This window comes from Mycetocola lacteus (assembly GCF_003667575.1).
Classification (GTDB): domain Bacteria; phylum Actinomycetota; class Actinomycetes; order Actinomycetales; family Microbacteriaceae; genus Mycetocola; species Mycetocola lacteus.
Genome location: NZ_RCUY01000005.1, coordinates 347,151 through 361,024 on the forward strand (window position 1 = coordinate 347,151; position 13,874 = coordinate 361,024).

Annotated in this window: 16 protein-coding genes; 3 read left to right on the top strand and 13 right to left on the bottom strand. The window is 64.7% G+C overall.

Annotated elements, in window-relative coordinates; genetic code table 11:
- Positions 1–18 precede the first annotated feature (18 nt).
- The 6 genes from D9V34_RS07160 to D9V34_RS07185 form a co-directional block, all read right to left on the bottom strand.
- Positions 19–1,155 (bottom strand): thiolase family protein, encoded by a 1,137-nt coding sequence (locus tag D9V34_RS07160; protein ID WP_245991949.1) that lies wholly within the window; start codon positions 1,153–1,155, stop codon positions 19–21.
- Entirely contained in the window at positions 1,142–2,248 is a 1,107-nt protein-coding gene (locus tag D9V34_RS07165) for an AMP-binding protein (RefSeq protein WP_245991951.1), read from the bottom strand. Before D9V34_RS07165 ends, D9V34_RS07160 begins: the two co-directional genes overlap by 14 nt.
- A gap of 143 nt (positions 2,249–2,391) precedes the next feature.
- A complete protein-coding gene (locus tag D9V34_RS07170; protein WP_121688489.1) occupies positions 2,392–2,931 on the bottom strand; it encodes a DUF4395 domain-containing protein in 540 nt (179 codons plus the stop codon).
- 110 nt (positions 2,932–3,041) lie between these two features.
- Positions 3,042–3,482, bottom strand: coding sequence for a thioredoxin family protein (locus D9V34_RS07175; protein ID WP_121688155.1), 441 nt, complete (start codon positions 3,480–3,482; stop codon positions 3,042–3,044).
- Positions 3,483–3,611: 129 nt separating this feature from the next.
- Positions 3,612–4,745, bottom strand: coding sequence for a fatty acid desaturase family protein (locus D9V34_RS07180; RefSeq protein ID WP_121688156.1), 1,134 nt, complete (start codon positions 4,743–4,745; stop codon positions 3,612–3,614).
- Between the two features lie 177 nt (positions 4,746–4,922).
- Positions 4,923–6,092 (bottom strand): RtcB family protein, encoded by a 1,170-nt coding sequence (locus D9V34_RS07185; RefSeq protein WP_121688157.1) that lies wholly within the window; start codon positions 6,090–6,092, stop codon positions 4,923–4,925.
- A 540-nt stretch (positions 6,093–6,632) separates the two neighbouring features.
- On the opposite strand from D9V34_RS07185, the gene D9V34_RS07190 reads away from it, so the two are divergent.
- Positions 6,633–7,112, top strand: a complete 480-nt coding sequence (locus D9V34_RS07190) for a hypothetical protein (RefSeq protein WP_121688158.1) — start codon at positions 6,633–6,635, stop codon at positions 7,110–7,112.
- A gap of 193 nt (positions 7,113–7,305) precedes the next feature.
- On the opposite strand, the gene arfB is transcribed toward D9V34_RS07190, so the two are convergent.
- From arfB to D9V34_RS07220, 6 genes are all read right to left on the bottom strand, one after another.
- A complete protein-coding gene (gene arfB, locus D9V34_RS07195; protein ID WP_121688159.1) occupies positions 7,306–7,728 on the bottom strand; it encodes an alternative ribosome rescue aminoacyl-tRNA hydrolase ArfB in 423 nt (140 codons plus the stop codon).
- Between the two features lie 7 nt (positions 7,729–7,735).
- Positions 7,736–8,533 carry an ABC transporter ATP-binding protein gene (locus tag D9V34_RS07200; protein WP_121688160.1) on the bottom strand — a complete coding sequence of 266 codons (798 nt, stop codon included), beginning with the start codon at positions 8,531–8,533 and terminating at the stop codon, positions 7,736–7,738.
- A gap of 11 nt (positions 8,534–8,544) precedes the next feature.
- A complete protein-coding gene (locus D9V34_RS07205; protein WP_220700556.1) occupies positions 8,545–9,630 on the bottom strand; it encodes a FecCD family ABC transporter permease in 1,086 nt (361 codons plus the stop codon).
- Entirely contained in the window at positions 9,627–10,709 is a 1,083-nt protein-coding gene (locus D9V34_RS07210; protein ID WP_121688161.1) for a FecCD family ABC transporter permease, read from the bottom strand. The genes D9V34_RS07205 and D9V34_RS07210 overlap by 4 nt, the downstream gene beginning before the upstream one ends.
- A complete protein-coding gene (locus D9V34_RS07215; protein WP_121688162.1) occupies positions 10,706–11,773 on the bottom strand; it encodes an ABC transporter substrate-binding protein in 1,068 nt (355 codons plus the stop codon). Before D9V34_RS07215 ends, D9V34_RS07210 begins: the two co-directional genes overlap by 4 nt.
- A gap of 228 nt (positions 11,774–12,001) precedes the next feature.
- On the bottom strand, positions 12,002–12,844 hold the full coding sequence (locus D9V34_RS07220; protein ID WP_121688163.1) for a helix-turn-helix transcriptional regulator: 843 nt from the start codon (positions 12,842–12,844) through the stop codon (positions 12,002–12,004).
- Between the two features lie 119 nt (positions 12,845–12,963).
- On the opposite strand from D9V34_RS07220, the gene D9V34_RS17785 reads away from it, so the two are divergent.
- Positions 12,964–13,116 (top strand): hypothetical protein, encoded by a 153-nt coding sequence (locus D9V34_RS17785; protein ID WP_183091894.1) that lies wholly within the window; start codon positions 12,964–12,966, stop codon positions 13,114–13,116.
- Between the two features lie 15 nt (positions 13,117–13,131).
- On the opposite strand, the gene D9V34_RS07225 is transcribed toward D9V34_RS17785, so the two are convergent.
- Positions 13,132–13,437 carry a hypothetical protein gene (locus tag D9V34_RS07225; RefSeq protein ID WP_121688164.1) on the bottom strand — a complete coding sequence of 102 codons (306 nt, stop codon included), beginning with the start codon at positions 13,435–13,437 and terminating at the stop codon, positions 13,132–13,134.
- A gap of 56 nt (positions 13,438–13,493) precedes the next feature.
- On the opposite strand from D9V34_RS07225, the gene D9V34_RS17790 reads away from it, so the two are divergent.
- Entirely contained in the window at positions 13,494–13,661 is a 168-nt protein-coding gene (locus D9V34_RS17790; RefSeq protein WP_183091895.1) for a hypothetical protein, read from the top strand.
- The last annotated feature ends 213 nt before the right edge of the window (positions 13,662–13,874 follow it).

The window sequence follows — 13,874 nt, forward strand, 5'->3', positions numbered from 1 at the left end:
GACCATACACCCGCGGGCTCATCGCACCACCTCAACCACCGCGGCGATGCCCATTCCGCCGCCGATGGAGGCGGCGGCAAGACCCAGGGTTCCGGCCGGCGCACCCGCACGCACCAGCCGGCTAAACAGACGCACCATACTCACGGCCCCGCTCGCCCCCCACGGATGCCCCAGCGCCAAGGCACCCCCGTCGGAGCAGATCCGCGGATCATCCTCGGCCAGGCCCAGCCGATCCAGTACCGCGAGCGACTGGGCCGCAAACGCCTCCACAATTTCGATGGCCGCCAGCCGGTCGCGATCAACCCCGGCCCGCTCCAGGGCTGCCAGTGCGGCCGGGGCCGCCCCAATTCCCGGCAGCGCCGGATCGCAGCCCACCACCGCGTGCCCTCGGATGATCAGGCCCGGTGCCGAGCCGGCGAGATGCCGCGGCATAATGACCGTCGCCGCGGCCCCGTCCCCGATCCGTGTCGCGGTGCCCGCCGTGAGCGACCCTCCGGGAAACAGCGCGGGGAGGCGCCGCAAGAGGGGTTCAGCCGCGCCGATCGCGTCGTCATACTCGAGTCCAGCCAGGGGTACCAGCTCACCATCGAAGCGTCCGGCGGCGCGGGCAGCGCGCGCCCGAGCATGGCTGCGCGCAGCGTGGGCATCCTGCCGCTCGCGGGAAATACCGTCATGGACCGCCAAGTCCTCGGCCGCCCGCACCATATCGGGATCGGCCCACCCCTCCGGGGCAAACGGTGCCCGCTCATAGGCGACGCCCTCGATCGAACGCACCGGGGCGGTGGAGGCACTTTCAACGCCACCGGCAATCCGCGGCCGGGCATCCCCCGCCCGGATGGCCGCGGCCGCATCCAGGATGGCCGCGAGTCCGCTCCCACACTGTCGATCGACGCTTTCCCCCGGCACCTCGACGCCGAGGCCCGCGGCCAGGGCCGCAATACGAGCGGGGTTTCCTCCGGGCCCCATGCAGTTGCCCAGGATCACATCGGCGATGCGGGGCTCGAGGCCGTCCTCCAAGACGACCGCCGCATCGGCCAGCGCGGCGGTGAACGCCGGGGCGGCCAGATCCTCAACCCGCAGTCGGGCCAGCGCACGGCCACGGGTCCCGATCGGAGTGCGCCGGGCGGCAATGATGATGGGTTCAGCGGATAACACGTTCCACCTCTCCGGCGAGCACTCGCCTGACAATTTCGGCCCGAGCGGGTTTCCCCGCGGCGGTGCGGGGAATCTCCCCCATAAACCAGAGCCGCGGGCGATGAGCCGGTGCCAGCAGGGCGGCGGCGCGATCACGCAGCGCCGCAATCGAGGCGGCGTCGCGACCACTCGCGGAGTCGAGAATCACCGCGACCAGTGACCCCACATTACCGGCCGGATACGCAAACACCACGGCCTCGGTGATACCGGATACCAGGCGCAGCGTCTCCTCAACCTCCTCGGGAATGACCGTGGCCGAGGCCGTCTGGATGGCACCATCAGACCTGCCACGCAGGGTAAGGACACCCGCATCGAGGGTGGCCAGATCCCCCACGGTGATCCAGTCACCCGCCCGGCGCAGCGGCCCATTCTCCCCGAGGTAGCCCAGCGCAGCAAAGGGTGAACGCACCCACAGGGTGCCCGCTCGCACCTCGATGTCCACCCCCGGCAGCGGACGCAACCCATGGCCATAATCGGCAGCCACAAACGAGAGCTCGGCGGCACCGTAATAGGTGATCACGCGAATCTCCCGGGCTTCGGCGCGAGCGCGTAGGGCAGGATCAAGGCTCGAACCGCCGATCAGGGCGGTCCGCACCGCAGGAATGGCGTCGGCATCCAGCAGCCGTTGGAATCCCTGTGGGGTTCCATGCACTGCGGTGGCCGCGCGCATCGCCGCCGGAGAAAACGCCGGAGCGGGTCCACCCGAGCGCGCGTGCGCCAGCGAAAACAGCGTGAGCGAGGAGGCGGGTGGTGCGGGAAGAGCCACGGTTTCGGCACCGCCCAGCAGATCGGTTATCAGGGGGAACGATGCGGCCCAGGACCGCGTCGAGCGCACCAGTATTCGCGGGGTACCACTACTGCCCGAGGTCGTGGTCGCCCAGGCGGCATCGTCTGGGACCTCGGCGGTCTCGGCACGGTGCTGAACCGCATCCCACTGAGCATCGGGCCAGCGTGCGTCGCCGATCAGCGGAATACTGCCGGCATCACACACCGAGGCAAACACACGGAGCACGGCATCGAGATCACCACGAAACGGGACGATGCGCCCGTTCACGCACGCTCCTCCGCGTGAGCCCCCATGACGTAGCGACGTGCATGCTCATCGATATGCACCACAACCTCCCGACCTGAACGGCGTTCTCCTGAACAATGTTCACTCTAGTCGGGACGGCCAGCAATCCCCAAAATTCCGTCGGGCTAGGCCGTCGCGCGCTCCCCGCGTCCGATCAGCCCTGCCCGTACCAGCAGCAGGTAGATCTCGCAGCCCAGGCAGAACCCGATTGTCGCGTTGAGGAAGGCGGCGATGAATGCGGCAGATCCGGCGATCACCAGCGCCCAGGGCACCCCGATCAGGTGCAGCACCAGTCCGATGCCCACGACGGTGAGGCCCACGGCCTGGGCGAATCGTGGCGGCCGGGCATCCTCCCACTCGGTGGGTGGCGACAGCCGCGGGCGTACCAGGCGGCGGAAGATCACGGTCAGCGGCTGGCTGGCCGGGGCGACCAGCGACCAGGCAAACAGCACCGCGACCAACAGCTGCACGAGGAATCCGGGATCGGCGACCCGCTGCCCGAGCGAAAGCCCACCGAGGTTGCCGCCGGCCGAGGTCCCGATCAGCGCGAGGAACACCCCGATAATCAGCAGCACCGACGTGATGGCCGCCCCCACACGCGGTGCACGCGGGTCGACGGTTCCGGGCGGCGGGCCGGGGCGAACGGGGCTTTCAGCTGTGGACATGGGCTTCTCCAGGATCGGGTTCACTGACGGGGATGGTCGATGGTTCACTCTCGATATCGGATGGTCGCCAGGATCCGCTGAATGCGTCCAGCCGCGCCGACAATGCGGACTCACCCCCGCGCATGGGACTCCCCCTGAACCGCATCAAGTTCGGCGATCATGCTCTCCCGCGCGATGGTTCCCGACAACCGGGCGGAGGTGCGTCCGGCACCGTCGAGGACCAGCACGGTCGGGGTCTGCAACAGGTTGAACCGACTGGCGAGGGCGGGATTATGGGTCACATCCACGTGGACAAAATTGACCCCCTCGCGCTCCTCGGTGAGCGCGGTCAGAAGCCGTTTGGTACCCGGGCAGCGCGCGCACACCTCGGTACTGAACTGCACCACCGTGGCTGCAGGTCCGAGGGCATCCACACCAAACAGACCCGGGTCCAGGCGATCATCCGCGGTGGGGTGCGTGATCCGACCGTTCCGGGCGCGAAGCACGAGCCCGATCACCAGGGAAAGCACAACGAGGCCGGCCAGGAAGGCCAGCCCCGTCAGCGGAGACATCGCTACCGCCCGATCCGCGCCGGAGCACGGCGCGCGTGCGAGGCGGAGGGCGTGAGAGTGATCATGGTGCGAGCGTAGGCTCAGGATCCCGCGGGCACAACCCACGCCCGTCACATGCGGTAACGGGTATTACACCCCGAGCTGTCCCCCACCGCGGCGCATCTGCGCGGCGGCCGGGCAGTCAAAGGGATCGCGGGCGGCGAGGCCCACCCGGTTGAGGTACGCGATCACGATCGCGTAGGAGCGCAGCACCGAGGTTTCGGTGTAGGGAACCTCGAGGTTCTTGCAGTGTTCGCGGACGATCTTACGGGTGGCTGCCAGGTGCGGGCGCGCCATGCTCGGGAACAGGTGGTGCTCAATCTGATAGTTCAGGCCACCCATGAACCAGGCGACCCACGGTCCACCGTGGATGTTGCGGGAGGTGCGAACCTGCTTGGAGAAGAAGTCGAGACGGGCCGCTGGATCGATAATCGGCATGCCCTTGTGGTTGGGGGCGAAGGAGGCGCCCATATACACACCGAACACGGCCATCATCACGCCGAAGAAGGCGAAGGCCATGCCGAGCGGCAGGAACAGGAACAGCGGGGTCAGGACCAGGGCAAAACGGGCGGAGATCATGCCGATCTCGATCCAGCGGCCGCGCACCTTACCCGGGCTGGCCAGGTGCTTGAACCCCAGGAAGTGCAGGTTCAGACCTTCCAGCGTGAGCAGCGGGAAGAACAGCCAGCCCTGACGCTGGGTAATGAAGCGGCGCAGTCCCGTTGCGGTGGCCGCATCCTCCTCGATAAACGAGATGGTGTCCAGCTCGATATCCGGATCCTTGCCCACCTTATTCGGGTTGGCGTGGTGACGACTGTGCTTAGAATCCCACCAGGAATAGCTCATGCCCACCACCGAGGTGAGGACCCGAGCCAGGCGGTCATTTGCCGGACCGGACGCGAGGATCTGACGGTGCGCGGCCTCATGCGCCAGGAAGGCGACCTGGGTAAACAGGATGCCAAACACCCCGGCGAGGATCAGCTGGAACCAGCTGTGCCCCAGCAGAATCGATCCGGCAATCGCGCCGGCGAAGGCCACGGCTAATCCCGCACCCACGAGCGCATAGAAACGCGGGGCACGCTTGAGCAGGCCAGCGGCGCGAACCTCGGCGGACACCTGCTTATAGGCGTGGGCGATCGGGGGAAAATCGCTGGTCCGGGCGGTGGTGCGGCGCACCGGTCCGAGGGTGGAGGTTGCGGGTTCGGCGTACGTCGATTCCATCATCGGCACCGTTCTTCTGATGTGCAGCACTCCGGAGAGAGACCTGGCTGCAATGAAGCGAAGGGCGGTTGCCGATTGCTGACCCCAGTCTAGGTGCAACGGTATACGTGGCTCGGTATGCACAGGAGAGTCCCATGCTTCGGGGCGCTCATTCTCAGCGCATCGAAGCATGGATCTCGCCTAATCCCCCTTGACGTTGATGATCTGTCGCAGGGTGTGCAGGATCTTCACCAGGTCCTTCGAGTCCTCCATCACCACGTCAATATCCTTGTACGCGGCGGGTATCTCGTCGATGAAGGCATCGGTGTCGCGGTATTCGATCCCCGTCATCGCCTCCCGCAGCTGCTCCCGGGTGAACGTCTTCCGGGCGGCGCTGCGCGAGTACTCACGCCCAGCGCCGTGCGGCGAGGACTTGAGCGCGACCGGGTTCCCGAGCCCCTCCACCACATAGGAGCGAGTGCCCATCGATCCCGGAACAAGCCCCAGCACACCGGCCGCGGCATTGATCGCGCCCTTGCGGGAAACCCACACCTCCTTGCCGAAGTGCTTCTCTCGTGCGGTGTAGTTGTGGTGGCAGTTGATCCGCTCGTGCTCGGTGACGGTCTCCCCCGTCCACTCGGCGAACCGGGCGATGACCCGGTCCATCATTTCCTCACGGTTGGCCAGGGCGAAGTCCTGAGCCCAGTGCAGCTCCTTGATGTAGCGGGTGAACTGCATGGTGCCCTGGGGCAGGTAGGCGAGGGCGGGATCAGGCAGGGTAATCCACCAGAGTGCCGCCTGTTCCTGGGCGACCCGGATGTGATGCTGCGCGATCTTGTTGCCCACCCCGCGCGAACCCGAGTGCAGGAACAGCCAGACCCGGTCCGCCTCATCCAGCGAAACCTCGATGAAGTGGTTGCCGGAACCGAGAGATCCCAGCTGCAGCCGCCAGTTGGGGGCGTAGGTGGCGGGATCAAAATCGGCGCGTCTGGCCGATTCCTCCAGGGCGTCGTTACGCACCCTCGCGGTCTCGGTTTCCTCGGTGTTGTACTGCCCGGCCGACAGCGGAACCGTCGCCTCGATAGCCTCCCGCAGGAGCGCCCGATCCAGGTGCGCGATGGATTCGGCGGTGTGCTGGGTACGCACGGCAATCATGCCGCACCCGATATCCACGCCTACCGCCGCGGGAATGATCGCGTTCAGGGTGGGCAGCACGCTGCCCACGGTTGCCCCCATGCCGAGGTGGGCATCGGGCATCAACGCAATGTGTGGATAGATAAACGGCAGACGAGACGCGGTAAGCGCCTGCTCTCGTGTCTGGGGCTCCAAAATCGATGCCCAGCTCATCAGCGTCTTCGAAATCTTTTCCATGCCGTTATCCCTTCACATGGTCGCCATACTCGGCGGAAGGACCCACCGTCCATCGGTGGGCAACTCGCCAGTATACAGTTGACCATGTTGTCCGGGTAGAGCCAATTTCGACGCAAACAATAGCGTCGATCCAGGTCGTGGGTAACGATGTTCTCGTGCTGCTTTTTTATGTCGACGAGTGCGGTGATCATTCCCTCGAAACGCTGCCAGAATCGCACGGACTTGTGCTCAAAAAGGGTCTAAGTCCGTACTTTGTGCTGTCTGCAATCGGCATTCACGACAGCTCACGTCGGCCGCTCGCCAGGGCGCTGATCAACGTCAAGAGTCACTCATTCGGGACGGACTGGATCCATCTTCCCTGGTCGGACACCGAGATCAAGGGAAGGTACCTGATGCGCTCGGCCCGATCGGTCGCCAGTGGGCACACTCTAAATTCTCCGGCTGGTTATCAGAGGCTAGATTCGACACCAAAAACGCTGGAACTCTCAAACGATCTGGGACGCATTTTTTTTAAAGTTTCGACCCATTATTTTTACTATTGTGATCGATAAGGTTGCGCTGCTCAAGCAAACTAAATCGGATAGTCCGCTTGGCATCGCGTACGCGCTCCTCCATGAGCGCATTGCGCTCTCTATCGAGAAACTTTTTGGCAATGAAAGCGCCGTGATCATCGCGGATCAGCAAACTCAGCACGAACACTATTTCCGATCGGGAGGGATGAGCGCGGCACGAGACGCTCTCGCCCGGAACCTGCGAGAGAAACCAAAATTTGACCTTGTTGTTGATAAACCGCTCTGGGTCGATACCGATTTCAGTAGCTGGGATCGGGAGTTGATTCAACTAGCCGACATAGCCGCGTACACAACCACGCGCTGCATGCTGGACGGCATCGCGCCGGAGCAACGGTCGTTTCTCTGGCCCGAAATCAAACATGCAATGGCGATCCACTGGACGTCCGGATCGATCGAGCGAAGCGGGTTTGCGATCTACCCACCGACACTGCAATATCCAGCCCTCTAGCTCCGAGCCCATAATTAGCTCCGAGCACAGAAAACCGGCACTCCATGCTGTTCCACCAGATTCTGGAAGGACAAGCTGAGCGCCGGTTTTCTTAAGATACCCCAGCGAGAAACCCACTTCTAGCTTTCGAACGTTATCTGTTGTGAAAGCACAGCCCTCGCACCTGCCGGCCGCAAGTCAAGGCTTCCCGAAATTAGTCGGCGGCGGGCCGGCGGCGGTTCTGTTTGGTTTGCGAGCGCTGCCCCTTGGCTTGCAGGCGACGCTGCTGGGATCCGCGGGTGGGCTTGGTCGCGCGGCGGCGCGGACCGTCGGGACGCAGGGCCGTACGCACCCGCTCACCAAGCTTGACCAGCGCACGCTCGCGATTGCGCAGCTGGGAACGCTGCTCGGAGGCGGTGATCTGGATGATCCCGTCCACCAGGATTCCCGGCAAACGCTCCAGCAGACGCTCGCGCTGCTGCTCGGTCAACACCCGCGATTCGGCCACGTTCCAGCGCAGCTGAGCCTGCGAATCCGATGTATTCACGTGCTGCCCGCCGGGGCCCGAAGAGCGCGAGAAACTCCACTCTAACTCGGCGGCCGGAATGGTGAGCGAACGAGAAATCTCAAGATCCATACTCCCCTCAGCCTACTGCGGCTCGGCGCCCACCCAGCGGCAGTACCAGCGGTGTGCCCGAGATCGGATCGGTGATCACGCTGCACGGCAGGTCATACACGGCCTCGACCAGCTCGGCGGTGATGATCTCGCGTGGATCCCCCTGCGCCACGATCGCGCCGTCACGCATCGCCACCAGGTGGGTTGCGTAGCGTGCCGCGTGGTTGAGATCGTGCAGCACCGCGACCAGCGTGGTGCCGCCCTGATGGAGCTCGGCGAAGAGTTCCATCAGGTCAATCTGGTGCGCGATATCGAGGAACGTGGTGGGCTCATCCAGCAGCAGGTGTCCGGTCTGCTGGGCGAGCGCCATCGCAACCCACACCCGCTGCCGCTGTCCACCGGAGAGCTCATCCACCAGGCGGCGCGAGAGCTCGGTGGTTCCGGTGGCGTCCAGCGCCTCGGCCACCGCCCGCTCGTCCTCGCGGCTCCAGGTGCGCATCGCGTTCTGATGTGGGAAGCGACCGCGACCCACCAGATCGGCCACGGTGATCCCGTCCGGTGCGATCGAGGACTGCGGCAGCAGCCCCAGCTTGCGCGCCGCCTCCTTGGGCTTGAGCGAGCGCAGCTCGGCACCATCCAGCAGCACCGCCCCGGTGGTGGGCTTCAATAGCCGCGCGAACCCACGCAGCAGCGTCGACTTTCCGCACGCATTGGGGCCGATGATGATCGTGAACGAGTTGTCGGGCACCTCGAGGGAGAGTCCCGAAATGATCGGGTCACTGCCATAACCGAGCGTGATGTCCCGGGCGAGAAGGGAGGTGTTCATGTGTGTTCCTTTCACACGCGTCGCGAGTATTGCCGGGCCAGCAGCCAGGCCAGATAGAGTCCACCCACCGAGACCGTGACCACACCCACGGGAACCTCCAGCAGCTGGGCCACGGCATCCGAGACCACAACCAGGGCGGCACCGGTCAGCATGACCGGGATCGTCCCCATCGGGGTGTTGGAGCGGATCAGCCGCTGGGCGATCTGAGGTGCGGCCAGCGCGATGAAGGAGATGGGGCCGGCTGCCGCGGTCACCAGCGCCACCAGGGCAACGCCGATGATCATGGCCGAGAGTCGGGTGCGGGCGGGGTTAATACCGAGGGCGGTGGCCGCATCATCTCCCATTTCCAGGACCGGGAGGGTGCGGTTCAGCGGCAGCGCAATCACGGTCACCAGCACAAACACGATGGCCGCGGGCACCAGCTGATCGAAGCCGAGCGAGGCGATCGATCCGGCGCCCCAGGTTGCGGCCATCATCGCCTTTTCCACGCTCACGGTGATCAGGATCCAGGAGGTCAACGACCCCAGGCCCGCCGAAACTCCGATGCCCACGATGATGAGTCGGAACGAGGACATCGTGTTCTTATTTGCCAGCACGTACACCAACAGCGCCGTGAACAGACCGCCAGCAAGCGCCCCCACGGCCTTGAACGCGTAGGTGTTGAGGTTGAACACCAGCATCAGCAGGGTCACGCCGAACTGGGCGCCGATGCCGAAGCCGATGATATCCGGGGAACCCAGCGGATTGCGGGTCAGAGACTGGAAGATACCGCCGGAGAGTGCCAGGGCCGCCCCGCACAGCACCGCAAACAGCACGCGCGGGAGCCGCCATTCGAACACTACCTGTCGAATGTCGGGATCGGCGGCGGGGTTGACCAGCGCGTTCATGACCTCGCCAAAAGAGACCTCATACGCGCCGATGGTCATCGAGTAGAGACCACCCAGGATGATGACGGCCAGCAGAATCAGCGAGATCACCACCGAACGCAGCGGGATCCGAGTGGCGATGCGTGCCGTATCGATGCGGAAGTGGCGCCGGCCAAAGTCCACCGGGGGCAGCTCACGCCCGGCAGTGCGGGACAGTTTGTCGACGCTCACAGCGTGCTCACCCGCTTACGACGCACCAGTGCGATCAGCACCGGCGCTCCCAGCAGGCCGGTCACGATGCCTACCCGCAGCTCACCGTTGGGCAGCACCACGCGGCCCAGGATGTCGGCAAGAATCAGGAAGATCGGTCCAACCAGCATCGAATAGGACAGGACCCAGCGCTGATCCGGGCCGGTAAACCAGCGGACCATATGCGGGATCATGATGCCCACAAAGGCGATCGGTCCGGCTGCGGCCACGGCCGTCCCGGCCAGCAGGGTCACCGCGATGATGACCAGCGCCCGGGTGGTGGCAACGCGGGCACCGAGGGACTGAGCCAGGTCGTCGCCCAGGGCCAGCGCATTGAGCGAGCGGGCACAGATCATGCCCAGCACCAGTCCGGCAACGATCAACGGGATCGCCCAGGTGAGCTGATCCATCGTGCGCCCACCCACCGAGCCCACGCCCCAGAACCGGGTCACATCCAGCGCGCTGCGGTTTTGTAGCACGATCGCGGTAGTGAATCCGGTGAAGGCAGCACCGAGGGCAACCCCGGCGAGGGTCAATTTCATCGGGGTGGCCCCCGAGGGACCAAACGATCCCAGCGCGTACACCATCAGGGTGAGCAGCAGCGCACCGCCCAGAGCGAAGGGCACGTAGGTTCCAGGAGTGGTGAACCCCAGCACGCCCACGGCAAAGGTCACCGCGAAGGATGCCCCGGCGTTCACCCCGAGGATCCCCGGATCGGCCAGCGGATTGCGGGTGAACGCCTGGATCAGCGCACCACACACCGCCAGGGCGGCCCCGATGAAGATCGCCAGAATCGTCCGAGGCACACGCAACTGCTGGATCATGAGGTGCAGCGGATTGTCCTCATCGTAGGCGGTCAACGCGGACAGCACGGTCCCGGGATCGATCGCTCGGTTTCCCACCATCAGCGAGGCGATCACCGCACACACCAGGAGTCCCGCGGCCACAAACAGCCCGATGACCTTGAGCCCGGTACGCCGGGGCGTATCCGTGCTGCGCGCGCGGTCGCCCGCTCCCGGAGGTTCCGGGAGCGGGCGGGCGGTGGTTACTTCGGAGGTCACTTGCCCGTGTTGGTGGGCTTGCCCTCAAGCGCGGCGGCGAGATCGTCGACGTACTTGGGGAGGATGTACTTCAGCGAGAGCACGGTCGGCGCGCTGATCGCGGCAGCCTCGGCATCCTCGTTGTAGATCACGTAGTGCTTCTCTGCGATGGGCTCCCAGCGCGAGACGATCTTGTTTTCTACCGTGTAGACACCGTCGTTGTGGCTGCTGCCCCAGGCCACGAAGAGGTCGGCGGGCACATCGTAGAGCTTTTCCAGGCTGACGCCGGTGTACCAGTTGTCACCCTCGGCGGTCTTCAGGAAGGTGTCCATTGCCGAGGTCGAGGTGAAGCCCAGCGCCTCGGTGATGCGCACGCGGCCGTCGTACTTGAGGTAGACGCCGAGGTCGGTGCCGCCCTCGTTGAGGGTCAGGCCCCAGACGAAGGACTTGCCCTTGAACTCGGGGTGTTCCCCGGCCAGGGTTGTTACCTGAGTCTCGGTTTCCTTGATCAGCTCCTCGGCCTTCTGGTCCTCCCACATGGCCTTACCCACCACGCGGGTCATGCTCTCCCAGGTTCCCGGGTTCCACGGACCATCGATATAGGGCACGGTCGGGGCGATCTCAGACAGGCGCTTGTATTCGATGTCGCTGATACCCGAGTACAGGCCCAGGATCAGATCGGGCTTGAGTGCCTTGATCGCCTCATAGTTGGGGCCCTCGTCCCCGGCGGGGATGATCTCGGGGGTCTTGCCAAATTCCTTCTTGGTGTAGTCCTCGAACCACGGAGTAAACCCGCTGTCGCCGGCACCCCACACCTTTTCCACACCCACGGGGTTAACGCCGAGCGCGGCAACAATATCGGGGGTCATCCAGCTCAGCGCCACGACGCGCTTGGGCTTCTGGGGGATCTTGGTTTCGCCGTGGGCGTGTTTGATGACCACACCGGAGGTGGCGGCGGGGGCGTCGGATGCGCCCGGCTTGGCATCGGCGCTGGCACATCCGGCCAGGGCAAGGACGGCGGCCAGCGCGACGGCGGCCAGCGTGGTTACGCGGCGGGCCTTGGGGAGCGCGAGGGCGTGCGGCATGGTTCTCCTTGAGAGTGTTGGGGGAAATGTGGCCGCGTCGACGCAGCTTGATTAGGTAACGCTAACCTAATACGTCGATGCTAGGACGGATCCCCATCACAGAGTGTCGACAAACCGACGATTTATGTCTTTATTTCGACAATTCAGAGGAAATCGAGCAACACGCCGCGGCACCGACATCCGGTCGGAAACCCGCGGGATCGCGCGGTCCCGCTCTTCGGAACGCGCCTACCGCCAGTAGAGATGGTGGGCCGAATCGGCCTCCACCCGGGCGATGTGCTGCCGCGGGGTCATCCCGAACCGGTCCCTGAATGCCGCCGAAAACGCGCTGGTACTCGCGTATCCGCAGCGGTGGGCGGCGACTCCGACGGGCGTACCATCCACGATTAGGCGCGCAGCCAGGGTCATCCGGACTCCGGTGCGCCACTGCCCGAAGGTCATTCCCACGTCGTGTGCGAAGACCCGAGCCACCATCCGCTCATGCAGGCCGTGCAGCGCACACAGCTGCGCGGCCGTGCGCGGATCGCCGGGGTCGGACAGCACCGCCTGCGCGAGGGCCTGCACTCGCTCGTCCACCGGAAGCGGCACCTCACCCCACCCCTCGGCAACTTCGGCGGCCGGCTGTTGCACCATCTCGATCAGGACGGCCTGGATACGGATCCGCAGGTCATCGGGCATGTCGTTGATCCCCAGGTGCAGCAGCATCTCCTGGACCGCCCGGGGCACGAGCACCCGGGAGGTTTCCTCGACCGGGGCCACCAGGGCGTGGTTGGGAATGTAGGTGTAGCAGCCGGTCGAATCGCGATCATGACGGGAGGTGTGCGGGATTCCGGCGGGAATCCAGACGCCCTGCCCCGGTGCCAGACGCCACATCGCATCCTGCAGGTACACCCACACGGTCCCCCGATAGCACCAGGCGAGCATCGCATCGGGATGGGTGTGCGGCGGAGAAACCGGCCGCGAATGCCCATCCTCCGGAGTGACCACCCCGGTGCCCATCAGGTACGGCGGAACCACCGTGGAGGCGTGCTCCCGAAAGGCCTCCCATTCGTCCTGCCGATACGCGTTCATGAGGCCCCATGTTACCGGCGGTGACATCAAAGAATTAGCGATTGTGCGGGATCTCTACAAAAGGTCTTGCCGTGACTGCCGCGGGGGTCTAGTGTCTCCCTATGGTGACTCCTCATAAAGTGCACCCGGAGACCGGGGCGCTCCTGATTCTGTTTGAACGGCCCTTTTCAACCGAGGCCGGACGCACCCATATGTGGGTCGATGATGAGGGTCATCAGTACCCGGTGAGCGCCGCCGAACTGGCGCACCTCCAGGCCGAGGAGCGCGACTAGCCGATCCCCAAGGCGCTAGCGTCGGGAGGTGCGCACCGCCAAGATTCCGCGCTCCATGGACCAGATGGCCCCGCCCAACGCGATCACGATAATGGCGATCACGAGTGCTGAAATCGCGCTCGGAAACCACTCCATCGAGAGGACGCAGAGGATCAGCAGTCCGACCGTGCTGAATGCCGGAAGAATGCTCGCGGATCGGACCCTGCTGATGGCTGCCTGATCGAGCTGGCCATCCACATAAACCGTGCGCAGTAGACGCCAAAAGAAGATTCCAAACACCACGATTCCCACACCCGTCGCCCATGATATGACAGCGTCCATTGGTGGGCCCTTCTCGTATGCGGAACCTAACCGAGCGAGTCTAGCGGCTGTGAGGCATGGACGCTTCCACGGACGATCTCGAAGAGGCCTCCATCGACATGATCCTGACCACCTTAGAGGTGCATCCCGGCGGCGGCATCACCCTCAACCTTGAGGATTCCTGCGGCGAACACCTCCCCGACAGCTACTGGACCGCCGCATATTTTGACGCCGCCAGCACGTAGATAAAATCACGGTGGAGTTCTAACGACCTTCCGATAGGGTCAAGCAAACTTACGCTCCCGCGCCCCGCTCGCGCGATTGGAACCGAAATAATGCTGTAAACCACGCGCGGAGAGGCGTTAATACCCCGAACTGGGGTCACTCTTGATCACAAAGACACAGAGCGAGAAATTGCGTCCGACGCAACCGGTGATATCCGAGCCCTGACCGGGGGA